The organism is Pigmentiphaga sp. MLSB6-MA01 (genome assembly GCF_058793475.1).
In genome coordinates this window covers 303,697-328,995 of record NZ_JBXAFV010000001.1, presented here as the reverse complement: position 1 = coordinate 328,995, position 25,299 = coordinate 303,697, and the positions used below count along the sequence as shown (strand labels likewise).

Below are 25,299 nucleotides of genomic sequence, written 5' to 3'. Positions count from 1 at the left end.
CCAGCGCAGAGGAATCAGAATGGAAGTTGTGTCGTCCGAATCGCAGGTCGGGTGTTGCGCCGGACCGGCCGCGCCGGATACGCAGGGCGCGGTGATCAGCAATGCGTGGGTGAACCGGGACTACAAGCACCTGGTGCTGGATGCCGGGCTGCCGGCCGCGGGGGCGAAGGCGGGGCAGTTCTTTCATCTCTTGTGTCCTTCCACTGAGCGGGATTCGCCGTTCTTTCGCCGGCCCATGAGCACCTACCGGGCCGATCCGGCCACGGGGCGGGTGGAGTTCCTGTACAAGGTGACGGGCGCCGGCACGCGCGGGCTGGCGACGCTCGAGGCGGGCGACAAGCTGCCGATGCTGGGGCCGCTGGGCGTGGGATTCACGCTGCCCGCGGGCGCGCGCCACATCGTCGTGCTGGGGCGCGGCGTGGGGCTGGCGACGCTGGCGCCGCTGGCCGAGCTGGCGGCGCAGGCAGGGGTGGGCGTGACGGCCATCCTGAGCGCGCGCGATGCCGCCAACCTGATGTCGCAGGACCGGTTCGCGGCCATTGGCGCGACCATCGTCGAAGTCACCGACGAGGCCGGCACCAGCGCCGTCGAGAATGTCGAGCGCCTGCTGCGCGAGCTGCATGCCGCGGGCCGCGCCGATGCCTTCTATACCTGTGGGTCGTCGCGCCTGACGCTGTTGATGCAGCGCCTGGGCGCCGAGTTGTCCGTGCCGGGCGAAGTGGCGATGGAGCAGCAGATGGCCTGCGGCATCGGCATGTGCTATTGCTGCGTGCGCGCCTTCCGCGAAGGCGACAGGCTGGTCAGCAAGCGTGTCTGCTGGGACGGCCCCGTGTTTCCCCTGGCGGAGGTGGCGTGATGATAGACCTGTCCGTGGAGGTAGGCGGACTGCGCCTCTCCAATCCCGTGATGCCGGCCTCGGGCACGTTCGCCGACGGGCTGGCCAACACCATCGACTTCAACCGCCTGGGCGCGTTCGTCACCAAGACCATCACGCACGAGAAGCGCACCGGCAACCCGGTCCCGCGGGTGGCGGAGGTGCACAGCGGCATGCTCAATGCCATCGGCATCCCCAGCAAGGGTTCCGACTATTTCATCCGCGAGAGCATTCCCTTCTACCGGAAGTTCTCGCCGCCGCTGGTGGTCAGTATCTCGGCGCCGTCGAACGACGGCTTCGCGCGGCTGGCGGCCGAGCTGTCGCGGGTCGAGGGCGTGGCCGCCATCGAGGCCAACATCTCGTGCCCCAACATCGAAGAAGACGGCAAGGCGTTCGCGATGCATGCCCGCTCCACGGCCGCCGTGGTGAAGGCGCTGCGCGCCTCGACCTCGCTGCCGCTGTGGGTCAAGCTCACGCCCAACACCGGCGAGATCGCCAACGTGGCCCGCGCGGCGCAGGAAGAGGGCGCCGACGCCATCGTGGCCGCCAATACCATCCTGGGCATGGCGATCGACATCGACACGCGCCGGCCCAAGCTGGGCAACGTCATGGGCGGCATGTCGGGGCCGGCGATCAAGCCCATCGTCGTGCGCATGGTGTACCAGTGCCATCGCGCGGTCTCGATTCCCATCATCGGCTGCGGCGGCATCTCCACCGCCGAGGACGCGATCGAATACATGCTGGCCGGCGCGAAGGCCGTGCAGGTCGGGACCGCCACCTTCATCCATCCCACGGCCATGATCGACGTGATCGACGGCCTGGTGCAGTATTGCCGTCGCAAGGGCCTGCCCGGCCTGCAAGGGCTGGTGGGGGCGGTGGAGGACACCGGCTTCGTGCCTTTCGAGGCGATGGCTTGAGGTCGACATGACAGCAGCAACCACGATGGCCGGCGCCAAGGCCGTTCCCGGACGGCAGGAAGCGATCGATCTGTTCGAGCGGATCCGCCAGCTCAGTTTCGATGGCGTCGGCGTCTCGCGCGAGAGCTATGGTCCCACCGAGACGGCCGCGCTGGGCGCGCTGGTCGACTGGGCGGGCAGGCATGGCATCGCCGCGCGGACCGATCCCGCGGCCAACGTGGTGTTCTCGCTGGCGCAGGCGGGCGACCAGGCGCCCATCGTGTGCGGATCGCACGTGGATTCGGTGCCCCAGGGCGGCAACTACGACGGCCTGGCCGGCGTCATCGCCGGCCTGCTGTGCCTGAAACGGCTCAAGGAGGAGGGCGTGCGGCTCGCGCACCCCCTGTGGGTCGCCGGCATGCGGGGCGAGGAAAGCGCGTGGTTCGGCAAGGCCTACATGGGCTCCGGCGCCATCCTGGGCAAGCTCAAGGCGGACGACCTGGCGCTGCGCAACAAGCGCAGCGGCCGCACCCTGGCCGAGGCCATGGCCAGCGTGGGCGCCGACGTGGACAGCATCGCCGCCGGCAAGCCCGTGCCGTGGGTGTCGGGCGTGCGGGCCTACCTGGAACTGCACATCGAGCAGGGGCCGCTGATGGTGGCCCGCAAATGGCCCACGGCCATCGTCTCGGGCATACGCGGCAACATCCGCCACAACCTGGTGCGATGCATAGGCGAGCCCGGCCACTCCGGCGCCGTGCCGCGCTGGCTGCGCAACGATGCGGTGTTCGCGGTGTCCGACCTGCTGATGCGGCTGGACGAGCACTGGCGCGTGCTGCTCGAACGCGGCAACGACCTGGTCGTGACCTCGGGCGTGATGGGTACCGACCCCGCCGAGCACGCCGTCTCGCGCATCCCGGGCAGGGTCGATTTCAGCTTCGAAGTGCGCAGCGAAAGCACCGAGACGCTGGAGGAGTTCTACCGCGTGATGCGCGCCGAATGCGACGAGGTGGCGCGCCAGCGCGGCGTGCGCTTCGAGTTCGACCGGCGCATCGAATCGGCTCCGGCGACCATGGATGCGCAACTGGTGCAACTGCTGCTGGACACCTCGGCGGAACTGTCATTGCCGGCCGAGAAAATTCCCAGCGGGGCGGGGCACGACGCGGCCCTGTTCGCCAACGCCGGCATTCCCTCTGGCATGATCTTTATCCGCAACGAGAACGGCTCGCACAACCCGGCCGAGGCCATGGAGATCGACGACTTCATGGCGGGCGTGGACGTGCTGTACCGGTCGTTGCCCAAGGTGGCCTGAGTCCCCTAGCGGGAACCCAGCGCCTCGATGACGGCCTCCCGCAGGGCCTCCGAGGCCGCCGTCGGCGCCGCCGCGGCGCGCATCATCCAGTGCACTTCCCAGCGCGTGTCGCCATGCTCGATGCCGCGCACGTCGTAGTGCGCCGCATCCAGGTGGCGGGCGGCGAACGCGGGCAGCAGCGTCATCCCCAGGCCGCACCGGACCATTTCCAGCGCCGTCGAATACAGCCTGACTTCCTGCACCGCGTTCAGCGCCACGCCGGCCCGCGACAACTGTAGAAAGACCTCGCGCCATTGTCCGCTGACCCGGTCCGTCAGGATCACCTCGGCGTGCTGCAAGGCCTGCCATTTCATCCTGCGCCCGCCCGCCGGGGCCGGCGGTGCCTTGCCGCGCGCATACACCGCGTGCATCCGGTCGCGCACCAGCGGTTCGGTGCGCAGCACGGTGGCCAGGGCCGGACTGGCGCCGGGAGAGCCGATGGCGACGTCCACTTCGTCGGCTGCCAGTCGCTGCGAGGCCTGTTCCACCGGCACGTCCAGCACGTCGACCGCCACCAGGGGATGCCGTGCGCGGAACAGCGCCAGCGCGCGCGGGAAGAAGGTGGCCGCGGTCAGCGGTCCCACGGCCACGCGGATGCGGCCGCCTTGCAGTTCCCCGACGCTGCGCAGGCCAGCCACCGTGCGATGGATGTCGGCCAGCACGCGGTTGGCCGTCTCGCACAAGGTCTTGCCCGCGGCCGTCAGGCGCACGGTCCGGCCCCGCTCCACCAGCACCACGCCCACCTGTTGTTCCAGTTCCTTGATCATCACGCTGACGGCGGACTGCGTCAGCGCCAGCGCATCGGCCGTCGCGGTGAAGCTGCCGGTGTTGGCCAGGGTCGCGAGCGCGTGGAGCTGACGGAGCGTCACCATGATTTTTATGAATCCATGGATTAGAAAAATGAATTTTATTAATTCCAAGGCTTGCTGGATACTGGCCCCTCGCTTTCATGGCCGACCCGCAACATGGCTTCTCCCCCTCTCTTTCGCTTCGCCGTCATCGCCGACAGCCACGTCAATCCTTCGGAGCAGGACAACATCTCGCCGTTCGCGTCGCACCGGCTGACCAATGAGCGGCTGCGGCATACCGTGGCGATGCTGAACGCGCTGGGACCGGCCTTCGTCGTGCACGTGGGGGACATGATCCATCCCGTGCCCGAGGCCGTCTCCTATCCGCGGGCCGTCCGGCAATTCCGCGACACCATGGCGGAACTGGCCTGTCCGGTCCATCTGGTGCCGGGCAACCACGACGTGGGCGACAAGCAGGCCGACTACGTTCCGGCGGGCGCCATCCGCCCCGAGTACGTGGAGCTGTACAGCCGTCACTTCGGGGAACATTTCTACGGCTTCGACCGGCAGGGCTGCCACTTCGCCGTCATCAACACTTCGCTCATCAACTCGGGGCTGCCGCAGGAGCAAGAGCAGGCAGAGTGGCTGGAGGCGGACCTGGCGGCGCACGCGGGGCAGCGCATCTTCCTGTTCATGCACTATCCGCCCTTCGTCGCCACCCCGGACGAACATGGGCACTACGACAACATCGACGAACCGGGACGAAGCTGGCTGCTGGCCGCCGTCGCCCGGCACAAGGTGGCGGCGGCGTTCACCGGCCACGTCCACAACTTCTTCCTGAACCGCCACGCGGACACGAATTTCTACCTGATGCCGTCCACCGCCTTCGTGCGCGCCGACTATGCGGAAACGCTGCACGTGGGCCAGCCGCCGGAGCACGAGAACGGCCGCAACGACGTCGCCAAGCTGGGGGTCATGGTGGTCGACGTCCATGAAGAGCGGATCGTGACGCAGTTCCTCCGCAGCTTCGGCGACGGCCCGGAGCGGGCGGCCGCGCAGCGCGACTGGCCGCGCCTGCCGCCCTCGGCCGGTGAATTGCCCGCGCCGGGCGTGGAGCTGCGCCATGGCTGGACCGTGCTGTACGACATCCCCTACAGCAGCATGCTGGACGAATTCCGGCGCAAGCGGGCGCGCAACGACTACCCCATCCTGGCGCTATGGGAGATGGGCGTGCGCCGGCTGCGCGTGCCCCTGGACGACTTGCTCGACGTGGCATCGCGCGCGCGCATGGAAGCCGTGGCCGTACAGGGCTGCCGCTTCGCGGTGTTCCACTTCGGCTGGCCCGGCGAGGCCGCGCTCGATGCCGTGCGCCGGCATCGCCACCTGCTGGATGGGCTGGAGCTGGTCCTGAGATGGCCGCCCGCGCCCGACCTGGATGCGCGGCTGGCGGCGGCACGGGAGCGCGCGGGCGTGCCGCTCGTCCTGTCGCGCTTCTGGAACGCTTCGGGCGAGTCGCGCGACGGCAAGCAGATCAAACTGCTGGTGGATCATGGCTTCACGGTCGACGACGAGTTGCCCGCCGCCCCGGCGGCGGACGGCCTGGTCTTTCGCATCGCCCGCGACACGTCCGCGCACGAGGGAATCGCGCGGGCTGCCGAGGCTGCCGAGGGCAGGGGGCTGTGCGCCCAGGTGCATGTGCGCCTGGCCGACGACAGCCCCGCCCGGGCGCAGCACGACGAGTGGCGCAATACCTGCCGCGTGCTGGAGACGGCGCTGTGCAGCCACTTCCACCGTGGACATCGCGTTTTCCTCGATACGTTGGGCGACGTGGACCGCGGCTATTTTCCGCGGACCGGCCTGATCGACCGCCGGGGCAATCCGCGCCTGGCCGGCCGGGCGCTGCGCAACCTGAACGGCGCCTTGTCGGAGCTGCCGCCGGTGCGGACGCTGGACTGGCACGAGACCACCGATGGCCTGCTGGGCGAGGCCCGGGCGGGCGAGATGGTGCTGCTGCTGCCCCTGCCGGATACGCCCGGCCGGGTCTGGCATGGTCCGGTGCCGGGCCTGCCGGACCGCTGCGAGGGATGCCGAGTGGACCTTGGCAGCGGCGCGCAGGCAGTCGTGGAAGGGGATGCGGGCCGTCTTGTCCGTGGCGATGCCGGCGGGCCGGTCTTGTGGATCCTGCGCCCGGTGTCGTGAACGCACCGCCGACCAGGATGTTTCGATTCACGATGGAGAATGCCATGATGTCCCGATTGTCCTGTCTGACCGCTATCGTCCTGTTGTCGGTTCTCCAGCCGGCGGCGGCCCAGTCCTATCCCGCGCGGCCCTTGAAGGCCGTCGTTCCCTTTCCCGCGGGCGGCGCCATCGACGTGGCGGCGCGGCTCGTCCTGGATGGCATGGCCGCCTCGCTCGGCCAGCCCATCGTGGTCGAGAACAAGCCCGGCGCCTCGGGCAACATCGGCACGCAGCAGGTCGCGCGCGCGCCGGCCGACGGCTATACCCTGCTGCTGGGCGCCGCGGTGAACACCGCCGTCAGTCCCGTCATGTACACGAAGCTCGACTACAGCGTCGACAAGGACCTGGCGCCGCTGGCCCAGTTCGGCAATGCCGCCAACCTGATCTACGTCCATCCGTCCTTTCCCGCCAGGACACTGGCCGGCGTGCTGGAGGAGCTCAAGCGCCATCCCGGCAAATACGCCTATGCGTCGCCGGGCAGCGGCACGACCGTCCACCTGACGATGGCACTGCTGGGGGCGCGAGAGAATCTGTCCGTGCAGCACGTGCCTTTCAAAGGCAGTCCTGCGGCGATCACCGCGGTGGCGGGCGATCAATTGAAACTGGGCATCGACGCGGCCGGCCCCGCGCTAGCCTTCGTGCAGGGACTGAAAATCGTGCCGGTGGCGGTGACGGCATCGAAGCGATTGGCGGTCCTGCCGGATGTGCCCACGTTCGCGGAGTCGGGCGTGAAGGTCGCGCTTCCTTCGTCCTATCTGGGCTTCTACCTGCCCGCCGGTGTCGAAGCCGGTATCGTCGAACGGCTTGCCGCTGAAGTCGGCCGTGCCCTGGCGCGCCCCGACGTTGCCGACAAGCTGCGGCAACTGGGGGTCGAGCCTGAATACCTCGGACCCCGGGATTTCGGCGACCGGGCAAAGAGGGAGCGGGCCATGTGGGCCGAGGCGGTCAAGTTGTCGGGGGCGACGATAGACTGAGGGAGCTTCCCGCGGCAGGCTCAGTCCAGCTTCCAGTCGTAGTCGACCGTCAGCGGCGCGTGGTCGGAGAACCGCTCTTCCTTGTAGATGGCCGCCGCCTTCGCCGTGCCGGCGATGCCGGGGGTGGCGATCTGGTAGTCGATGCGCCACCCGACGTTCTTGGCCCAGGCCTGGCCCCGGTTGCTCCACCAGGTATAGGCCTCGCCGGTGGTTTCGGGATGCAGCCGGCGGTAGACATCCACCCAGCCGATCTCGTCGAGCACCTTGGTCAACCAGGCGCGTTCCTCGGGCAGGAAGCCGCTGTTCTTCTGGTTGCTCTTCCAGTTCTTCAGGTCGATTTCCTGGTGCGCGATGTTCCAGTCGCCGCAGATGACGAACTCGCGTCCGGTGTCGCGGTGTTCGTCCATCAGGCCCGTGAGCCAGGGCGCGAAGCGGTCCAGGAAGCGGTATTTGGCCTGCTGGCGTTCGTCGCCGCTGCTGCCCGAGGGCAGGTAGGCGCTGACTACGGACAGGCCGGGCCAGTCGATGCGCAGGATGCGGCCCTCGGCGTCGAACTCTTCCTTGTCAAAGCCGACGATGACGGATTCGCAGGCGCGCTTCACGTAGGCGCCGACGCCGCTGTAACCCTTTTTCTGGGCGGGGAAGAAATGGCCTTCGTAGCCCGGCGGGTGGCGCATGTCGTCGGTCAGGTCGGCGTCCTGGGCCTTCAGTTCCTGCAGGCAGACGACGTCGGCGCCGGTCGCGCCGAGCCAGGGGAGGAAGCCCTTGCGGGAGGCCGAACGGATACCGTTGAGGTTGATGGAAACGATGCGCAGCAAGACCGGCTCCTGGAAAACGGATGACTGGCCGAATTCTACGCGGTGTGTCCGGGACGCGTCGCGGCGCCTCGGTCAGCCTTCGTCGGGTGGCCCTTCTTCGTCGTGGCAGGCTCGCCGCAATTTGTGCAGCGTCCGGTACAGCACCTGCCGTTCCTCGTTGCTGAGGACGCGGATCATGGCGGCCTGGGCGCGTTGGGCGACGGGCATGGCGCGATCGTACAGCGCCTGGCCATCGGTCGAGAGCCGGCAGGTCAGTCCCCGGCGCGGCGAGCCGGCCACCGGTTCGAGGACGACGAGACCGCGCGTTTCGAGCAGGCGCATGGCGCGGCTGACCAGCGACTTGTCGGTTTCCGAACGCGTGACCAGTTCCGAGAAGGGCAGGCACCGGGCCTCGGCCACGACCGACAGCATGCGCCATTCAGCCATGGTCAATCCGAATTGATCGGAATAGGGCAGGGTCACGACCCGGCGCAGCGAGTTGCCGGCGCGCACGACCAGCGTGGTGATGAAATCGTCCACGGACAGGCCGGTCCCCTGTGCGTCGATATCCGTCCAGGGGTCGCCGCCGGTGGACGGGGGGCGTAGGGGGGCCTTCTTTTTCGGGGGCATGGATGGCTGTCGGCTAGAGGGTTCCGGCTTGGGACGGGCGATTATTCCACAGTGCCTGGAGCGTTATATCCATGTGAATATTTTGAAATCCAATGAAATTTTGTCCGGGCTTGTCAATCGGTACAATCTTAGTGTTGATGCATCAACAATAAAAGTGGATGATCGCGTTTCCTGAGTGAACAATTGTTTCACTAGTGAATTGATGTGTGTGCGTATCCCTACCCGATCGTCCCTTCGGAGCCAGTGATGAATCTCTATCGCCGCCAGATGTTTGCCGCCGCCATGGCGATCACCACCTGCTGTGCCGGCCTGGGCGTCGCCCAGGCGGCCGGTTATCCCGCCAAGCCGATCACCGTCATCGTGTCCTACCCCCCGGGCGGCGACACCGACGCCATCGCGCGCCTGTTCGCCGAAAAGCTGGGCGAGCGCCTGAAGCAGTCGGTCGTCGTCGAGAACAAGGGCGGCGCCGGCGGCACGGTGGGCAACGGTTACGTCGGACGCGCCGCGCCCGACGGCTACACGCTGCTGTTCACACCCAATCCGTTTACCACCGCGCCGATGGTGCTGGGCCTGCCGCCTGCCCAGAGCTACGACGTGCTGAACGGTTTCGAGTCGATCAACCAGACCGCCGTGCAGCCGCTGGTGCTGGTGGCCAATCCCAAGACCGGCTTCAAGACGGTGAAGGACATGATCGACGCCGCCAAGGCCGGCAAGACAGTGTCCTACGCCACCCCGGGCGCGGGCTCGCCCATGCACGTGATCGCCGAATGGCTCAACCGCGAGGCCAAGGTATCCATCCAGCACGTGCCCTATCGCGGCGTGGGCCCTTCAGTGACCGACGTCGTCGCCGGCCACGTCGATACCGCCTGGGTCACGCTGGGACCGGTCACGCAGTATTTCGCCACCGGCCGCCTGGTTCCGCTGGCCATCGGCGATGCCAGGCGGTCGCCGCTCGCGCCCAACATCCCGACGCTGGTCGAGTCCGGCTACAAGGACATCGTGGTGGGCGCCTGGAACGGCTTCTTCGCGCCCAAGGGCACGCCGGCCGACATCGTCAAGCTGCTGAACGGCCACCTGAACGAGATCCTCAAGCAGCCGGACGTGGTCCAGAAGCTGGCCACCTATGGCGCGTTCCCGCACGGCGGCGAGCCGGCTGAACTCAGCCGCACCAACGCGCGCGAATACGAGGTGGTCGGCGGCATCATCAAATCCCTGGGCATCAAGGCGCAGTAAGCCGGGATATGCAGGGGCGGAAACAGGAGGTCGGGATGAACGCATCCACGCTGGGCAAGGATACGCCCCAGGTCAACGCGCGCGCCAAGGTGCTGGGCCGCGCGCAGTACGCGGGCGACGTCAAGGTCGCGGGCATGCTGCACGGCAAGGTGCTGCGCAGTCCCTACCCGCATGCGCGCATCGTCCGCATCGACGTCTCGGCGGCGCTCGCGCTGCCGGGGGTCAAGGCGGTGCTTACCGGCGCCGACGCCCCGCGCGCGATGTGGGGCGTGCATCACAAGGAGCGCCGCATCCTGGCCGAAGGCGTGGTGCGCTTCGCCGGCGAGGAGGTCGCCGCGGTGGCGGCGATTTCCGAGGAGATCGCGCGCGACGCGCTCGACCTGATCGAGGTCGAGTACGAAGAGCTGCCCGCCATCCTGACGACCGAGGAAGCGCTGGACGAGGAAGCTCCCGGGGTGCACCCGGGGCGGAACAATGTCTCGCACGAGATCCGGTTCCATCTGGGCGACGTGGAGGCCGGCTTCGCCGGGGCGGACCTCGTCCATGAGGCCACCTACGATTGCCATTCGCAGTATCCGGGCTATCTCGAGCCCATGGCCACCGTGGCGACCCTCGACGCCGAGGGCCGCCTGCAGGTCTGGACATCCACCCAGTCCGTGTACCAGGCGCGGATGCGCCTGGCGGCCGCGCTGGAGATGCCGGTGTCGCGCATACGCGTGATGCAGGCGACCACCGGCGGCGGCTTCGGCGGCAAGATCGTGGAAGACGCGAACAGCCTGATCGCCGGTTTGCTGGCGGTCAGGACCGGCAAGCCCGTGCGGCTGGTCAACAACCGGCTGGAGGATTTCCTGGCCTGCTGTTCCAGCGTGCCCGAACGGGTCACGCTGAAGCTGGGCATGACCAAGGACGGCATCATCGTCGCCAAGGACGTCCGCATCGTTGCGGAATGCGGTGCCTACAGCGGACTGTCGGCCGAAGTCATGCACGTGACCGCGATGCGCAGCGACAACATGCACCGCCTGAAGAACGTGCGCTCGCACGCGACGCTGGTCTACACCAACAATCCGCCGCACGGTGCCTTTCGTGGCTTTGGCGGATCGCAGATGCTGTTCGCGCTCAACAGCCACCTCCACATGATGGCCGAGAAGCTGGGACTGGATCCGATCGAGGTCCACAGGCGCAATGCGCACGAGGCGGGCGACACCTCCATCCACGGCTGGAAGATAGGCAGCACGGGCCTGCGCGCATGCATGGACCAGTGCGCCGAGGCCATCCAATGGCAGGCCAGGCGCGCCAGCCGGGACCGGGGCACGGGCGCGAAGCGCCGCGGTGTCGGCATGGCGGCCGCCATGCATGTCAGCGGCAACCGCACCATCGGCAACTGGGATGGCTCGACCGTCGTCGTCAAGGTCAACGAAGACGGCCGCGTGGTGATCCACAGCGGCGAATGCGACATGGGGCAGGGCGCCATGACCATGCTGGCCCAGGTCGTCGCCCATGAACTGAACATCCCGCTGGACCATGTGCACGTGGCGCCGCCCGACACGGACGTGTCGCCGTATGCCATCGGCACGCTGGCCTCGCGCGTGACCATCGCCGCCGGCAATGCCGCCATCCTGGCCGGCCGCAAGGCCCGGCAGGCGTTGTTCGACGTGGCCGCCACGAAGCTGGAGGTTCCCGCCGACGACCTGGAAATCGCGGACGGCTTCATCTTTTCCCGGCGCGCGCCTGACAGGCGCGCCACCATCGCCGAGATCGCCAGGCTGCACATCTGGCGCCACGACGGCGAGGGCCTGCAGGTCAGCGCCACCTGGGACGCCAAGACCGTCATGCACGGCGACGTCCACGGCAACATCGCGCCGGCGCACTCGTACGCGGCGCAGGCCGTCGAGGTCGAGGTCGACACCGAGACCGGCCGGGTCACGGTGCTGGATTCCTATGTGTCGGACGACTGCGGCAAGGCCTTCAATCCGCTGGCCGTGCACGGCCAGAGCAACGGCGCGGCGGCCCAGGCCATGGGCTGGGCGCTGTACGAGCAATTGCAGCTGGAGAACGGCCGGCTGGCCAACGGCAATTTCGCCGACTACAACATGCCCACCGCCGATTCGATTCCGCTGCTGCGCTCGGGCATCGTGGAGTCCAACGATCCCAACGGACCCTATGGCGCCAAGGGCGCGAGCGAGACGGCCATCCTGCCGGGCGCGCCGGCCATCGCCAACGCGGTCTACGACGCCGTCGGCGTGCGCATCACGGACCTGCCGATCACGCCCGAGAAAGTGCTGGCGGGCCTGCGCGCCCTGCGCCAGGCCGGCGAACAGGAACAAGGAGGCTCCCGCCATGCGTGATTTCGATTTCCTCGAGCCGGCATCGGTGGCCGAGGCCAGCCGCATGCTGGCGGACCTGGGCGAGGACTGCCGGGTCATGGCCGGCGGCACGGCGCTGATGCTGGCCATGCGCCAGCGCATGCTGGTGCCTTCGCACATCATCTCGGTCGCGCGCATCGAGGCCTTGCGCGGGATCCGCTTCGATCCCGTGGAAGGCCTGCGCATAGGCGCGCTGGCGCGCCACACGGACGTGGCCGATTCCGCGGTCGTCAAGCAGCACTATCCCATGCTGGCGGCCATGGCGGCCCAGGTCGCCAATCCCCAGGTGCGCAACCAGGGCACGCTGGGCGGCAACCTCTGCTATGCCGATCCGTCCACCGATCCGCCCACCTGCCTGATGTCGCTGGGCGCGCGAGTGGTGCTGGGCAGCGCGCGCGGCGAGCGGGTGCTGTCCATCGAGGAGTTCCTGGTGGACTACTACGTCACCGCCATCGAATCCGACGAGATCGTCGTCGAGATCCGCGTGCCGGCGCCGCCGGCGGATTTCTCCGGCCTGTACACCCGCTTCCTGCGCACCGCCGCCGAGCACCGGCCGCTGATCGGCCTGTCGCTGGCCACGCGCCGCAGCGGCGGCACCTGCCGCGAGGCGGTCCTGGCGGTGGGCGCGTCCACGCCCATTCCCTGCCGTGTGCCGCGGGCGGAGCACTTCCTGGCGGGCAAGACCATCACCCCCGAGGTGGCGGCCGAGGCCGCTTCGATCGTCGCGGCCGACATCCAGCCGGTTTCCGACGCGCGGGGGTCGGACGAATTCCGCCGCGAGATGGTGCGGGTGGTCACCCGGCGCACCATCGCCGGCCTGTACGGGCTGGCCACGGACTGAGGAAAGACCATGAGCAAGCACCTGATCGAAGTCACCGTCAACGGTGAAAAGCACGGCGCCGAAGTCCCCGCGCGCCGCATGTTGTCGGATTTCCTGCGGGACGACCTGAACCTGACCGGCACCAAGCGCGGCTGCGAGACCGGCATCTGCGGCGCCTGCTCGGTGCTGGTGGATGGCGAGGTGGTCAAGTCCTGCCTGTCGCTGGCGGTGCAGGCCAACGGCCACAGCATCACGACGGTGGAGGGCCTGGCCAAGGGCGACGAATTGCATCCGTTGCAGCAAAGCTTCATGGAGTGCGGTGGCCTGCAATGCGGCTACTGCACGCCGGGCATGCTGATGACGGCCTGCCACCTGCTCGAACGCAACCCCCGGCCCACGGCCGACCAGGTCCGGGAAGGACTGAACGGCAACCTGTGCCGCTGCACGGGCTATGCCCAGATCGTCGAGTCCATTCTCGATGCTTCGGAGAAAATGCGTGGAAATTGAAAAAGTTCTGACGGTGGCGGCCCCGGTCGCCAAGGTATGGGACATGCTGCTGGATCCCACTGTGATGGGAAGCTGCGTGCCGGGCATGAAGTCTATCGAAGTGGTCAGCGACGTCGAGTACAACGCCGTCATCCACGTCAAGATCAGCTTCATCAGCGCCAAGTTCCGGCTCAAGACGCGGATCGTCGAGCAGCGCGCGCCCGAATACCTGCGTGTCGAGGGCTCTGGCGAGGATGCCTCGGTGGCCAGCTCGCTCAAACAGCAGAGCGAGATATTCCTGGCCGAACTGCCTGGCGGCCAGACCGAGTTGCGCACCAAAGTCACGGTAGACGTACTGGGACGCCTGGGCACGTTCGGCCTGGGCATCATGAAAACCAAGGCTGACCGCATGTGGGAAGAGTTCAGCCAGAACCTCGCGACCCGTCTGAACGGCGGCGAAGTGCCGGGCGCGGCGGCTGTCATCATTACGCGGGCCGGCGAGGCGTCGGCGGGAGGTCAGCCGGGGCCCGCCGCGGTCGCCCGGCCGGCCGTGGCAGTCAGCCCGGCCGGGCCGGCCAGTTCCGCTGCGGTGCCGGCTTCCCCTGCCGCCGCCGCGCCGCAACCGGCTTGCGCCCCGGCCGCCGGCACGGCGTCACCTCGGCGGGCCAGCGTCAATGGCGTCGACGCCACCCCTGCCTCGGTATCCGACGGTGGCTGGTGGTCGCGCCTGGTGAGGCGCGCCGGACCGGCCCGCAACATCCACGTCGAGCTGCGCCGCGGAGACATCTCGATGGTGGTGGACTGGCCAGTGGAAGACTCGGCCGGCTGCGCGGCGTGGCTGCGAGATGTGTTGAGTCCGCCGCCGGCTCGATGATTCGCCTGCCTTGCCCGCCGTCGTCTGGTCGCCGCGACGGTGCCGAAGCACCCGAAGCGGTGGGGGACGACGTGGGCGTCTGCTAATCAAGCGTCAAACCCACGCTTTTTATCAGGGCTGAATTCTTCTCGGACATCCGCGAGAGATCGGCCTTGATTTCGGCCGGTTCGTGTCCCTGCGGGTCGAGGCCGTTCTCCAGGAAAATGGAGATGGTTTGCGGCGTGGACAGAACCTTGGCAAACGCATCGTTCAGAAAACCGACCTGTTCCTTGGACATCCTGGCCGAGCCATACACGATGAAGCTGCTTCGCGGCTGAAGCTCTGGAAAACCCGCTTCGGCAAACGTGGGCGTGCCGGGAAGCAAGGGGCTGCGCGTGGCGCCCGTGACCGCCAATGCATGCAGCGCACCGGTTTTCAGATGCCCCAGGGCGGGCGGGCTCAATGCCCCGGAAACCAGCTGAATCTGGTTTCCAAGGAGATCGTTGATCGCGGCCGCATACCCCTGGTATGGCACGTTGACGATGTCGACGCCACCTTGTTGCTTGATCGATTCGAGCAGCAGGTGGTGCGTGTTGCCAACCCCCAGCGTTCCGTAGTTGAGTTTTCCCGGATTGGCTTTCGCGTATTTGAAAAGATCCGCGAGATTATTCGATGCCAGCGCTTTCGATGCCGACAGCACGATACGCGCTTCGGCGAGATCCGCAATCGGCTGCAGGTCGCTCGCCTTGTATGGCAGCTTCTTGAACAGATGGGGATTGAGTGTGACGATGCCGGCGTCCGCCAGCAAAAGCGTATATCCGTCCGCTGGCGCACGCAATGCCGCGCTGGTGGCGATGATCTGATTGGCGCCCGGACGATTCTCGACCACGATGGTTTGGCCAAGCGAGGCGCGCAATTGGTGGGAGACGGTCCGGGCGATCAGGTCGACAGTGCCGCCGGGAGGATAGGACACTATCAAGGTAATCGGCTTCGCAGGAAACGTTTCCTGTGCCGGAGCCGGCGGGCTTGTCATGCAACCCAATACGGCGGTGGCCATGCACCATTTTTTCATGATGTTCATGATTGCTCCTCCAGCGCTGTTCTTATCGTTGTTCCAGGCCAATGATTTCACGGGCTTCCGCGGCCGTGGCGGGCTCGAAACCAAGGTCGCGGATGATGCGTATCTGGCGTTCGACCAAGGCTTCATTGGTGGCGAGTTCACCGCGCCGATAGTAGAGGTTGTCTTCCAACCCTACCCGGACATGGCCGCCCAGCAGGATCGCATGCGTGGTTGCCGCGACTTGTGAAGGGCCGATCGCCGACACGCAGAAAATGGAGTTCTCTGGCAGCAGATCGACCATCGATTGCAGTATTTTCGGCGTGTACGGCAGGGCGCCCTGGAACCCGCGATCCGCTCCCAGTACCATGTTCACGTAGTACGGCGCGCAGTCGTAGCCTGCCGCAATCAACCGGCTCACGTCTTGCAGGATGTGGGCCGGATTGAATACTTCCCACTCGGGCTTGATTCCTCGTTCCCTGAATCTGGCCGCCATCCGGTCGCATTGGCTGGGCGTCGTGGTGACCACGGTCTCCCTGCCTCCGTGCAGCGCCGCCATGGTGAAGCCATCGAAGGTGGCCATCTCGGCGCCGGCGTCCAGCCCCTTGAGCCGTTCCTCGAAGTTCTGCTCGAACATGCCATCGGGACGCGGAATCAGCATGTCGCCATCGCTGCCTCCGCCGGTGGAGTTGTTCAGGATGATGTCGCATCGGGCGCGGATCAGGGCGTTGATATGCCGGTAGATGTCGGCGTTGCACGTGGCTTCGTCGTCTGGCCGCCGGGCATGTACCGCCACGACCGAAGCCCCGGCGTCGTAGCAGCGCTTGACGCAGTCGGCAATCTCTTCCGGCTGGGTGGGAAGATTGGGATTCTGGTTTTTCTTGGCCATCCCCCCGGTAGGGGCGATGGTGACGATGATTTTCCTGGTTTTCATTCTTCTTCCTTGTCTCCCGTGGTGTCAGGAGGGTTGCCGGTTTCCGGCGCGAGCATGGCGCGTATCCGGTCCGGAATACGCGCCGGGTTCAGTCCGGAGTCTTCAGGGGATTTGAACGTTGCCCAGACCCGGGTTTCGTCGGCTTCCGCCAATAGATTCTCGCCACACAGGAATCGATGATGGAGGGTCAGGGATTTGCCCCCCAGGCGCCCCACGGAAATCTGGTGGATCACCGTCTCGTGAAGTCTGGGCGCGCCCAGAAACCGCATCGAGAGCTGGACGATGGGAATTCCGCTTCTTGTCCCGGGCGCCACCGCTGCGTTCGGGTCGATGCCTTCGGCGAGAAACATCTGATCGACGCCATCCGCCATCCAGCGCAGATAGTTGGGAAAGAAAATTATTCCCGCGGGATCGCATTCGCCCCATTGCAGGATTCTTGTGTAGCTGTGGGTTTTCATTTGGAGGCCGATGAGCCGTTGAGTGCCGTGGCTGTTTTCGCGGACCCATTGTGGATCGGTATTCTGTTAGCTGCTACATGCAAGAACGTTCTGCTGTTCAACGGAAAGTGTTAAGCTGAAATTCCGTACCGATCTATATCCGGAAAGCAATGGATCTCGACCTGGTAGAAAGTTTCCTGAAGGTCGCCGAACTCGGAAGCATCAACCGGGCCGCGACGGAAATGGAAACCACGCAGCCCGCGCTGGCCCGCAAAATGGCCAGGCTGGAACATGACCTGGGAACGCCATTGCTCATCCGTGGGGTAAGAGGGGTGCGGCTGACCGATGCGGGCAGGACGCTTTTCAACGGTGCCCGGCCGCTGCTCAGGCAATCAAGCTTGCTGCGCGATGAAGTCGGCAAACAGCAGCGAACGCAGGTTTCGGTCGGTTTTCCCTTTTCGATGCACAAGCGGGTCACGGCGCCATTCGTCGCGCAGCAATTGCGGGATCAACCCAAGGTGACCCTGCGCGCCTACGAAGGATTCGTGCATCAGTTGCACGAATGGATGGAGCAAGGCCTGATCGACGTCGCGATCCTGGACGCGCTCAGCGCCCAGACGCTGCAGGTCGAACACCAATTCTTCGCCAGGGAACAATTGGCCCTGGTGGGTCCCGCCGGCGCGGGCTTGCCGGCAGGGACGCCCGCCACGGCGGAAAAGGTAGGGGCCTGCCCGCTTATCCTGCCCGGCCGGCCCAACCATATGCGTTTGGCCGTGGATACCTATTTGAAGATCAATGGACAACGATTGCGGCGGGCAGCCGATGCCGAGAGCATGTCGCTGAGTCTGTCGCTGGTAGCGGGCGGCTTCGGTTACACGATCGTGCCTTGGTCGGCCCTGTACGAACTCGATAACATGGATCGGTTCGAAGCCGCGCCCATCGACGGTTTGTTCATCGATTGGTTCGTCTGCACCCAGATTGGCCGGCGGCATAACGTTTCGGTGAAACGCATTTCGTCGAACCTGACGAGAATGGTCTCGAGCCTGGCGCGGGACGAGCGTTGGCATTTCCAGGCGGCCGACCGGGAGGATGGCGCCACCGCCAATGGCGCCGTCCGACGGCCTTCCCGCAGGGGTGCCTGAGGCAGGTGCATCGGGCCGGATCGAAGAGATTTTTCCCGCGGTTGGCCCGGGGGGGCCGAGCCGTTTTACAATCACGCTGGCCCATCGCGCCGCCGGGGGAAGGCCTTCCCTCGTGCCGTTGTGACTTCGTACCGTGACCGCCGTGCCCCAGACCGCTACCGCCCCCCGCCCCGCCGACACCGAGCCCTCGATCGACGAGAGCCGTTTCCGTACCGATTTCGTCCGCTTCGCCACCGAGCTGGGCGTGCTGCGATTCGGCGCGTTCACGACCAAGGCGGGCCGGTTGAGTCCCTACTTCTTCAACGCCGGATTGTTCAACAGCGGCGCGGCCGTGGGACGGCTGGCCGAGTTCTACGCCCAGGCGCTGCTGGCCTCGGACGTCGAATTCGACATGCTCTACGGCCCGGCCTACAAGGGCATCCCCTTGGTCACCGCCACCGCGGTCGCGCTGGCCGCCCGCGGCCGCGACGTGCCCTTCGCGTTCAACCGGAAGGAAGCCAAGGACCACGGCGAAGGCGGCTCGCTCGTCGGCGCGCCGCTGGAGGGCCGCGTGGTCATCATCGACGACGTGATCTCGGCCGGCACTTCGGTGCGCGAGTCGGTCCGGCTCATCCAGGCCGCCAAGGCCAAGCCGGCCGCGGTGCTGATCGCGCTGGACCGCATGGAGCGGGTCGGTCCCGACGATGCCCTGTCCGAGCACTCGGCGGTGCAGGACGTGGTGCACACCAACGGCTGCCCGGTGGTCAGCATCGCCTCGCTGGACGACATCCTCGACATGATCCAGCAGGGTGGCGGGGGCGGTGAGTTCGAACAGCACCGCGAAGCGGTGCTGGCATATCGGGCGCGCTACGGGGTGATCTGAGCCTAGGAGCGCCGCGTCCCGGGCAGGATCAGCCGCCGCTCCAACTGGCGCGCGGCCAGCACGATCACCGACACCAGCGCCAGGTAGACCAGTCCGGCCAGCACATAGGCCTTGAAGAACTGGAAGTTGCGGATCGCCATGTCCTGGATCTGGGCGAAGAACTCGGTGTACTGGATCAGGAAGGCCACCGAGCTGTCCTTCAGGTTCAGGATCACCTGGTTCGACAGCGCGGGAATCGACAGCCGCAGCACCTGCGGCAAGGTGATCAACCGGAAGATCTGCGGCCCCGAGAACCCCTGAGCTCGCGCCGCTTCCAGCTCGTCCCGGTCCAGCCCGCGATACGCGGTGGCGAGATAGCGCGCGTTGTAGGCCGCCACGTTCATCGTGAAGCCGATGATCGCGACCGTCAGCGGCGACGGGCGCAGCCCCCATTGCGGCAGGCCGTAGTACATCAGGAAGAGCAGGGCGATCAGCGGCGTGCCGATGAAGAACGAGATATAGCCTTCGGTCAGGCGGCGGCACAGGCGGCTGGGACTCAGCGTCAGGTAGAACACCAGGATGCCGCCCAGCAGGCCGGTCACCGTGATGACGCCGGCCAGCAGCAGCGTGTGTTCCAGGCCGAGCAGGATCTGCGGTCCGAACTCCGCCACTTGCCCGAGGAAGGTAAGCAGGCCGTCCATTCAGCTGAAGAACGCGCGGATGCGCGGATCGACGTGGTCGCCGAAGAGTTCGGATGCCTCGCCCTCGGCCAGGATCTCGCCCTGGTCGAGGAACAGCACGCGCCCCTGGACCGCGCGCGCCAGCGTCAGGTCATGGGTGACGCACAGCATCGACACCTTGTCCCGGCGCAACTGGTTGATGACGTTGATGATCTCGCGCGACATGACCGGATCCAGCGCCGAGGTGGGTTCGTCGAAGAACAGCACCGCCGGGTCCATCGCCAGCGCCCGCGCGATGGCCACCCGCTGCTTCTGTCCTCCCGAGAGCTGTGCCGGATACTTCTGCGCGTGTTCGGCCAGGTTCATGCGGCCCAGCTCGTGCATGGCCCGTTCGTTGGCCGCGGCGGTCGCCATGCCGCGCAGCTTGCGCAGGCCCAGCGTCACGTTTTCCAGCGCGCTCAGGTGGCGGTACAGGGCGAAGTTCTGGAACACGAAGCCGATGCGCTGGCGCAGGGCCCGCACGTCGGTATCCGGCCGCATGACGTCCTCGCCCCGGAAGATGATCTGCCCGGAGGTGGGGGTGACCAGCCGGTTCAGGCAGCGCAGCAAGGTCGACTTGCCGCAGCCCGAGGGGCCCATCACCACTTTGAGTTCGCCTTCCTCCAGGTCGAGGTCGATGCCGTTGAGCACCGTCCTGCCGTCATAGGCCATCTTCAGATCGCGGACTGTCAGTAGTGCCATGGCCGTTCTCAATGCTCCGTCAGGCCCGGCACGCGGCAGCGCTTCTCCAGCGCCCAGATAGCCGTCACCAGTATCTTGTAGATCGCGAAGTACACCAGGCCCACCGCGAAATAGATTTCCACGCCGCGCAGCGTGGCGGCGGACAGCGCCATGGCCTGTTTCATGACTTCAGGGATGCCTACCGTATAGCCGAAGGGCGAGTACTTCAGTACGGTGGTGAATTCGTTGACCATGCCCGGCACCGAGAACCGCAGCATCTGCGGCAGCTCGATGTAGGCGAAGATCTGCACCCGGCTCATGCCCATCGCCTCGGCCGCCAGCACCTCGCTCGCCTCGACCGAATCCAGCGCGCCGCGGAACACCTCGCCCAGATAGGCGCCGGTGATCAGTCCCAGGCTCAGCATCATCGAGACCAGCGGCGGCACGCCGACGCCGATGGTGGGCAGCCCGAAGAACACGATGAAGAGCAGCACCAGCACCGGAATGCCGCGGAAGACGTAGGTGAATACCCCAAGCACCCCATCCACCGGCCGCCACCCCAGCCGCCCCAGGATCGCGATCGCCAGCCCGACGATCACCCCCGTGGCGCTGCAAGCCAGCGTGACCAGGACCGTATATCCAATCCCCGTCCCCAGCAGCCCGAATATCCGCGCCAGATCCATTGCGCTAGACCATGCCTATGGCAGGAAGCACCACTGCCACAACCCCAGATAGCGGAACCAGACCCAGGATGCGGTGGATCCGGCTCCGCCGGTCCACCCGCATCGCCCCCTTGAGGGGGCGCGCGAAGCGCGTAGGGGGTGGGCTTCCCCCGGGGACTATTGCATCCATTTGTTGATGATGGCCTGCACGCCTTCGGGCTTGAGTTCGTTCGCCATGTAGTTGTCGAAGTCCTCGCGCAGCTTGGAGCCCTTGGGGAAGGCGAAGCCGAAGCGGTCGAAGCCGGTGAACACATAGCTGTCCTGGATGGGCAGCTTCTTGCGGTAGACCGAAGCCACGGTGCCGTCCAGGAAGGCGAGGTCGAGGTTGCCGTTCTGCAGGTCGGACAGCACCTCGTTATAGGACGGGTACATCTTGACCTTGTCGAGCGTGTAGACCCCCTTGGGCGTCAGGTCGTTCTTGATGAAATCGCTGTAGGCCATGCCGCGCGGATAGCCGACGCTGTACTTCTTCATCTCGGCCAGGTCGTCGAACTTGATGTTGCGGCTCTTCAGGCTGACCAGGTTCCAGGTGTTCTCCATGTAGGGCTTGGAGAAATCCATGACCTCTTCGCGCTGCTTGGTGATGGAGATGCCGGAGAACGCCACGTCGGCCTGCTTGCTGACCACCGCGCCCAGCATGCCCTGCCAGTCGTAGGCCGTGATCTTGAGCTTGCAGCCCCGGGCCTTGCAGTAGCTTTCGAAGATATCGAGATCCAGGCCCTTGGTGGTGCCGTTCTCCTCGAACAGGTTGGGCGGGGAGGCAGGCGATACCGCCACCTTGATTTCCTTGTCGCCGCTTTTTTCGGAACACGCAGCCAATAGCAGGACGAGGCTCAACAGACCGATGAGCTTGCGCATGGGGAACTCTCCAGTGGGTGGGGGGTGGCGGAGACGGCGGAATGCTGCGCGAAATATTAGCAGAGGGTTGTCTGCTTCCGCGACGAAAAAAAACCGCTGCCCCGAAGGGCAGCGGTGAAGGTACAACCGCTCCAAAACGTGTTAGTCGGCGGTTGGCTGGAGATCGTAGGCGAAGGTCCACGTCTGGGCGCTGTTGGCGTCCTGGGGATCGGCGTAGGTGATGCCGCTCAGGTGCAGGCGTGTGTAGCTGCTGCCTTCGCCGTTGCGGATCAGGGTGCCGTTGGCCGGGTTGGCGTTGATGATGTGGGCGACTTCGGGCAGCCCGGCGTTCTTGGCGGCGGCCGCGGTGGGGTAGTAGGTGTACCAGCCGTAGCTCAGCGGGTTGGGGTAGGAACCCTGCACGGCGGGGTTCAGCGCCGAGGAGTTGCTGTCCTTGACCCATGCGGAGGTCCGGGCCGGCGCGGCCAGGTCCGCGGCGGTCAGTTCGGCTTCGGTGTCCGACGAGCTGGTCGTGCTGGTGAACTTGGCGGCAATCGGCTTGCCGGTGGCGTCGTAGAAGCCGGCCGGGGTCTTGCCGAGGAAACCGGCGACGGTGCCGGTGCCCGAGGATCCGCCGTTCAGCTTGACGTTGTAGCGGTTGAAGGCGATGTGCCACGTTCCGCTCTGGTCCACGGTGCGCTTGTTGACCAGGTCGTAGTAGACCCAGCCGCTGGTGGCATCGACCGTGGCGGTCTGGATGACGGGAGCGGTCGTCCGGGTGACCCAGCGGAACGAGATATGGCCGGAGGTCGTGCCGCCCGGTCCGCCGTAGTAGCCGGTGACCTGCAGGGCGAACACGCCGTCGCCGGTGGTGACCGGCGTGGTGGTCGCGCCGACGACCGCGGCGCTGTTGGCCGTGATCAGGAATACGCGGAAGTTGGGGTAGAGGCTGTGGTCGGTGGAGCTGCCCGTTACCCCATATTCGAACGCGGCGGCGCGGATGTCGTTGGTGCCGGTGAACACGCTGGCCGCGGCGTCGGCGGCGTAGACGGTGGCGGGGAGCGCCGCGCCGCTGGTGGGATCCGTCGTGGCATTCAGGTAGGTCTTCAGTTCGGTCCAGGTATGTTCGAACGGTCCGCCGAAGGCGCCGCCCGATCCGGTTCCGCTGGTTCCGCTATTGGTCCACAACGTGCCGGTCAGGCCGCTGCTGGTCAGCTTCAGGTCCCAGGTGTTGCCGGAGCAACTGGCGACGACCGCCTTGGTATCGAAGTCGTAGCAGATCGAAGCGCCGGCCGCGGGCAGCGTGAATTTCCATTCACCGCTTTGCGTGAACCGATTGGTGGGGGTAGGGGTCGTGCCGCCTCCTCCGCCGTCGCCTCCCCCGCTGCCGCCGCCGCCATCGCCACCGCCGCCGCAACCGGCAAGGACAAGGGCAGCGCACAAGGCGCCGAGCGTGAACAAGGATCTGGATTTCATGTTGGGTTCCCCCCTAGGAAAAGACTATTGAGCCGAGCCGAAGGCGTAGCGCGCCCCGACGTACACGAAGCGGCCGCGCAGCGGGCCGAAATCGGTTGGGTTGGAGAAGTCGCGCTGGCGATCGAACAGGTTGTTGATGCCGGCGAACACCGTGAGCTGGCGGCCGATCTTCTGGTTCACCATCAGGTCCAGCGTGGTCCAGCCCGGCGAGCGGCCGCCGCCGCCGGAGCCGCCGTTGGACTGCGCGACGTCGTCGGACGAGATCAGTTCGCTGCTCTGGATGCGGGTGCGCACGGATACCGTGGTGTCGGGCAGGGCGCGCCAGTCGGCGCCGACGCGGCCGATGTGGCGCGGCCGCCGGGTCAGCTCGCCGCCGGTGTCGAGGTTCTTGGCGTCGGTGAAGGTGTAGCCGACGTTCAGCGCCAGGGCGGGCGTGGCCTGCCAGCGCAGGCCGGTCTCGATGCCCTGGGTGCGGGCACGTGCGATGTTGCGGTAGGTGTAGGCCGTGACACCATTGATGATGGCGGTGTTGCTCATGTCCGTCTGGATCAGGTCCTTCACCCGGTTCATGAAGGCATTGACCTCGAAGGTGACGTCCTGGCGGAAGGTGAAGGTGCCGCCCAGCTGGAAGCTGTTGGACGCCTCGGGCTTCAGGTCGGGATTGCCCAGCACCATGTAGCCCAGGGCGCTGTGGTCGAACAGGTAGTAGCGCTCCTTCAGGTTGGGTACGCGGTAGCCCTGGCCGAAGCTTGCCCGCAGCACGCCGCTCCAGTCCCGGGTGTTGAGCAGCTTGCCGCGCAGGCTGGCCTTGGGCGCGAAGTGGCCGCCGAAGTCGGAGTCGTCCTGGTAGCGGGCGCCCAGCAGCAGTTCCCAGGTGTCATTGAAAATGATGTCGTTCTGGGCGAAGACTTCCTTGCTGGAGCGGTCGACCGCGCCGCCGCGCACGAACTCGGAGACGCCGTTGTTGTCCTGTTTCAGGTCTTCGTAGTGGTAGTCGGCGCCGAACTGCCACAACTGGTTGCGCCAGGCGGGCAGGTCCACCTGCGCGGTCAGGTGCCCCATTTCCTGCCTGGCGTTGCGGCGCGTGGTCGGGAATTCGTTGGAGTAGGCCTGGGAGGTGCTGTCGTAGCGTTCTCCCACGCCCTTCAATTGCAGCCTGGTGCCGTTGTCGAGCTCCCACTGGCCGCCGCCGGTGATGCGTTTGCGCTCGATGGTCTCGGTCTTGCGTTGGGGCAGCAGGTTGGGCGGCACGAAGGTGGTGTAGCGCTGGGTGTCGTCTTCGCGGTAGATGCTGCCGTCCACGAAGTAGCGCTGGCGGGCACCGGGCAGCCAATCCACGCGCGCCGAATACTGCTGGCGGCGGATCTTGTCGCCCTGGCGGCTCCACGCGTCGGGGTTGATGCCGAAGCCGTCGTCGTCCAGCACGTCGGCCGCGATGCGGCCGCGCAGTTGTTCGTTGCCGCCCTGGATGGAGAACTGGCCGTGGCGGTTGGCCGGCCGCCATGAGCCGCCCTTGCTGTTCTGGCCGCCATAGCTGCCGGCGTCGAGGGTGGCCGTGCCCGACAGGCCGGGCTGCGCGGGCCGGGTAATGACGTTGATGACGCCGCCCATGGCGGAGCTGCCGTATTGCGCCGAGGTGGCGCCCTTGACCACCTCGATGCGGTCGACGTCGGTCAGCAGGTACTGGCTCAGGTCCACCGTGGAGCCGGTACTGGCCGAGATCGGCAGGCCGTCGATCAGCACCAGCACCTGGTCGCTGCTCAGGCCCTGCAGGGACAGCTCATAGCCCGATTTGCCGTGGATTTCCCGCAATTGCAGGCCGGGGATGTTCTCCAGGGCCTGGGTCAGGGTGCGGGCGTGGGTGCGTTCGATTTCCTCGCGGGTGACGACTTCGGTGCGGATGGGGGTGTCGTCCACCGTTTTTTCGGTGCGGGTGCCGGTGACGACGACGGGGGCCAGGGTATGGGCCTCCTGCGCCATGGCGACGGCGGCCGTGGCAAGAGGGGCGCTCAGCGCGGCATAGACCGCCAGGCGCAGGCGGGACGGCGTGGGGCGAAAGGAGGACGGACTGGGCATGGGACCAACCGGGCCGGCGAGGGCGCAGAAACGAACGAACCCAGGATTCTTGAGCAAATACGGATTTTAATCAAGAT

General features: G+C 66.5%; 24 protein-coding genes. 12 read left to right on the top strand and 12 right to left on the bottom strand.

Annotated features, from left to right (window positions below; translation table 11 throughout):
* Window positions 1-19: 19 nt before the first annotated feature.
* From AC1Q6E_RS01670 to AC1Q6E_RS01660, 3 genes are read left to right on the top strand one after another with little or no spacing between them, the layout of a single operon-like run.
* Entirely contained in the window at window positions 20-856 is an 837-nt protein-coding gene (locus tag AC1Q6E_RS01670; protein WP_152797841.1) for a dihydroorotate dehydrogenase electron transfer subunit, read from the top strand.
* On the top strand, window positions 856-1,791 hold the full coding sequence (locus AC1Q6E_RS01665; RefSeq protein WP_152797840.1) for a dihydroorotate dehydrogenase: 936 nt from the start codon (window positions 856-858) through the stop codon (window positions 1,789-1,791). The genes AC1Q6E_RS01670 and AC1Q6E_RS01665 overlap by 1 nt, the downstream gene beginning before the upstream one ends.
* Before the next feature lie 7 nt (window positions 1,792-1,798).
* Window positions 1,799-3,079, top strand: a complete 1,281-nt coding sequence (locus AC1Q6E_RS01660; RefSeq protein WP_492572088.1) for a hydantoinase/carbamoylase family amidase — start codon at window positions 1,799-1,801, stop codon at window positions 3,077-3,079.
* 5 nt (window positions 3,080-3,084) lie between these two features.
* Here AC1Q6E_RS01660 and AC1Q6E_RS01655 read toward each other — a convergent pair whose 3' ends face one another.
* Window positions 3,085-3,990, bottom strand: coding sequence for a LysR family transcriptional regulator (locus AC1Q6E_RS01655; RefSeq protein ID WP_152797839.1), 906 nt, complete (start codon window positions 3,988-3,990; stop codon window positions 3,085-3,087).
* A 93-nt stretch (window positions 3,991-4,083) separates the two neighbouring features.
* Here AC1Q6E_RS01655 and AC1Q6E_RS01650 point away from each other — a divergent pair, with 93 nt between their 5' ends.
* On the top strand, window positions 4,084-6,105 hold the full coding sequence (locus AC1Q6E_RS01650) for a metallophosphoesterase family protein (RefSeq protein ID WP_492572087.1): 2,022 nt from the start codon (window positions 4,084-4,086) through the stop codon (window positions 6,103-6,105).
* 44 nt (window positions 6,106-6,149) lie between these two features.
* Window positions 6,150-7,118, top strand: coding sequence for a Bug family tripartite tricarboxylate transporter substrate binding protein (locus AC1Q6E_RS01645; RefSeq protein WP_492572086.1), 969 nt, complete (start codon window positions 6,150-6,152; stop codon window positions 7,116-7,118).
* 20 nt (window positions 7,119-7,138) lie between these two features.
* Here AC1Q6E_RS01645 and AC1Q6E_RS01640 read toward each other — a convergent pair whose 3' ends face one another.
* Window positions 7,139-7,936: an exodeoxyribonuclease III gene (locus tag AC1Q6E_RS01640; RefSeq protein WP_152797836.1), complete on the bottom strand. Its 798-nt coding sequence runs from the start codon at window positions 7,934-7,936 to the stop codon at window positions 7,139-7,141.
* Between the two features lie 72 nt (window positions 7,937-8,008).
* Window positions 8,009-8,545: a MarR family winged helix-turn-helix transcriptional regulator gene (locus AC1Q6E_RS01635; RefSeq protein ID WP_492572085.1), complete on the bottom strand. Its 537-nt coding sequence runs from the start codon at window positions 8,543-8,545 to the stop codon at window positions 8,009-8,011.
* A gap of 246 nt (window positions 8,546-8,791) precedes the next feature.
* On the opposite strand from AC1Q6E_RS01635, the gene AC1Q6E_RS01630 reads away from it, so the two are divergent.
* The 5 genes from AC1Q6E_RS01630 to AC1Q6E_RS01610 are packed head-to-tail and all read left to right on the top strand — an operon-like array spanning window position 8,792 to window position 14,321.
* Window positions 8,792-9,778: a Bug family tripartite tricarboxylate transporter substrate binding protein gene (locus tag AC1Q6E_RS01630; RefSeq protein WP_296558011.1), complete on the top strand. Its 987-nt coding sequence runs from the start codon at window positions 8,792-8,794 to the stop codon at window positions 9,776-9,778.
* A 35-nt stretch (window positions 9,779-9,813) separates the two neighbouring features.
* Window positions 9,814-12,123 (top strand): xanthine dehydrogenase family protein molybdopterin-binding subunit, encoded by a 2,310-nt coding sequence (locus AC1Q6E_RS01625; protein WP_296558013.1) that lies wholly within the window; start codon window positions 9,814-9,816, stop codon window positions 12,121-12,123.
* Window positions 12,116-12,982 (top strand): FAD binding domain-containing protein, encoded by an 867-nt coding sequence (locus AC1Q6E_RS01620; RefSeq protein WP_152792914.1) that lies wholly within the window; start codon window positions 12,116-12,118, stop codon window positions 12,980-12,982. Before AC1Q6E_RS01625 ends, AC1Q6E_RS01620 begins: the two co-directional genes overlap by 8 nt.
* Window positions 12,983-12,991: 9 nt before the next feature.
* Window positions 12,992-13,468, top strand: coding sequence for a (2Fe-2S)-binding protein (locus AC1Q6E_RS01615; RefSeq protein WP_152792913.1), 477 nt, complete (start codon window positions 12,992-12,994; stop codon window positions 13,466-13,468).
* On the top strand, window positions 13,458-14,321 hold the full coding sequence (locus tag AC1Q6E_RS01610) for an SRPBCC family protein (RefSeq protein WP_492572084.1): 864 nt from the start codon (window positions 13,458-13,460) through the stop codon (window positions 14,319-14,321). The genes AC1Q6E_RS01615 and AC1Q6E_RS01610 overlap by 11 nt, the downstream gene beginning before the upstream one ends.
* 82 nt (window positions 14,322-14,403) lie before the next feature.
* Here AC1Q6E_RS01610 and AC1Q6E_RS01605 read toward each other — a convergent pair whose 3' ends face one another.
* From AC1Q6E_RS01605 to AC1Q6E_RS01595, 3 genes are read right to left on the bottom strand one after another with little or no spacing between them, the layout of a single operon-like run.
* Window positions 14,404-15,381, bottom strand: a complete 978-nt coding sequence (locus AC1Q6E_RS01605) for a Bug family tripartite tricarboxylate transporter substrate binding protein (protein ID WP_296558018.1) — start codon at window positions 15,379-15,381, stop codon at window positions 14,404-14,406.
* Window positions 15,382-15,403: 22 nt separating this feature from the next.
* Entirely contained in the window at window positions 15,404-16,291 is an 888-nt protein-coding gene (locus AC1Q6E_RS01600; RefSeq protein ID WP_492572083.1) for a beta-keto acid cleavage family enzyme, read from the bottom strand.
* Complete coding sequence (locus AC1Q6E_RS01595; RefSeq protein ID WP_492572082.1) at window positions 16,288-16,749, bottom strand: acyl-CoA thioesterase; 462 nt, start codon at window positions 16,747-16,749, stop codon at window positions 16,288-16,290. Before AC1Q6E_RS01595 ends, AC1Q6E_RS01600 begins: the two co-directional genes overlap by 4 nt.
* Before the next feature lie 149 nt (window positions 16,750-16,898).
* Here AC1Q6E_RS01595 and AC1Q6E_RS01590 point away from each other — a divergent pair, with 149 nt between their 5' ends.
* Window positions 16,899-17,870 carry a LysR family transcriptional regulator gene (locus AC1Q6E_RS01590; RefSeq protein ID WP_152792908.1) on the top strand — a complete coding sequence of 324 codons (972 nt, stop codon included), beginning with the start codon at window positions 16,899-16,901 and terminating at the stop codon, window positions 17,868-17,870.
* Window positions 17,871-18,060: 190 nt separating this feature from the next.
* On the top strand, window positions 18,061-18,732 hold the full coding sequence (pyrE, locus tag AC1Q6E_RS01585; protein WP_124692172.1) for an orotate phosphoribosyltransferase: 672 nt from the start codon (window positions 18,061-18,063) through the stop codon (window positions 18,730-18,732).
* 2 nt (window positions 18,733-18,734) lie between these two features.
* Here the strand turns inward: pyrE and AC1Q6E_RS01580 are convergent, their stop codons facing one another.
* The 6 genes from AC1Q6E_RS01580 to AC1Q6E_RS01555 form a co-directional block, all read right to left on the bottom strand.
* Window positions 18,735-19,412, bottom strand: coding sequence for an amino acid ABC transporter permease (locus AC1Q6E_RS01580; RefSeq protein ID WP_152792907.1), 678 nt, complete (start codon window positions 19,410-19,412; stop codon window positions 18,735-18,737).
* The gene (locus tag AC1Q6E_RS01575; protein ID WP_152792906.1) at window positions 19,413-20,132 is read right to left on the bottom strand and encodes an amino acid ABC transporter ATP-binding protein; all 720 of its coding nucleotides are present in this window, start codon (window positions 20,130-20,132) and stop codon (window positions 19,413-19,415) included.
* Between the two features lie 8 nt (window positions 20,133-20,140).
* Window positions 20,141-20,794 (bottom strand): amino acid ABC transporter permease, encoded by a 654-nt coding sequence (locus AC1Q6E_RS01570; protein ID WP_492572081.1) that lies wholly within the window; start codon window positions 20,792-20,794, stop codon window positions 20,141-20,143.
* Between the two features lie 156 nt (window positions 20,795-20,950).
* A complete protein-coding gene (locus AC1Q6E_RS01565; protein ID WP_087838816.1) occupies window positions 20,951-21,691 on the bottom strand; it encodes a transporter substrate-binding domain-containing protein in 741 nt (246 codons plus the stop codon).
* Between the two features lie 141 nt (window positions 21,692-21,832).
* Window positions 21,833-23,146 carry an HmuY family protein gene (locus AC1Q6E_RS01560; protein WP_152792904.1) on the bottom strand — a complete coding sequence of 438 codons (1,314 nt, stop codon included), beginning with the start codon at window positions 23,144-23,146 and terminating at the stop codon, window positions 21,833-21,835.
* 24 nt (window positions 23,147-23,170) lie between these two features.
* Window positions 23,171-25,222, bottom strand: a complete 2,052-nt coding sequence (locus AC1Q6E_RS01555) for a TonB-dependent receptor plug domain-containing protein (RefSeq protein ID WP_492572080.1) — start codon at window positions 25,220-25,222, stop codon at window positions 23,171-23,173.
* Between the last annotated feature and the right edge of the window lie 77 nt (window positions 25,223-25,299).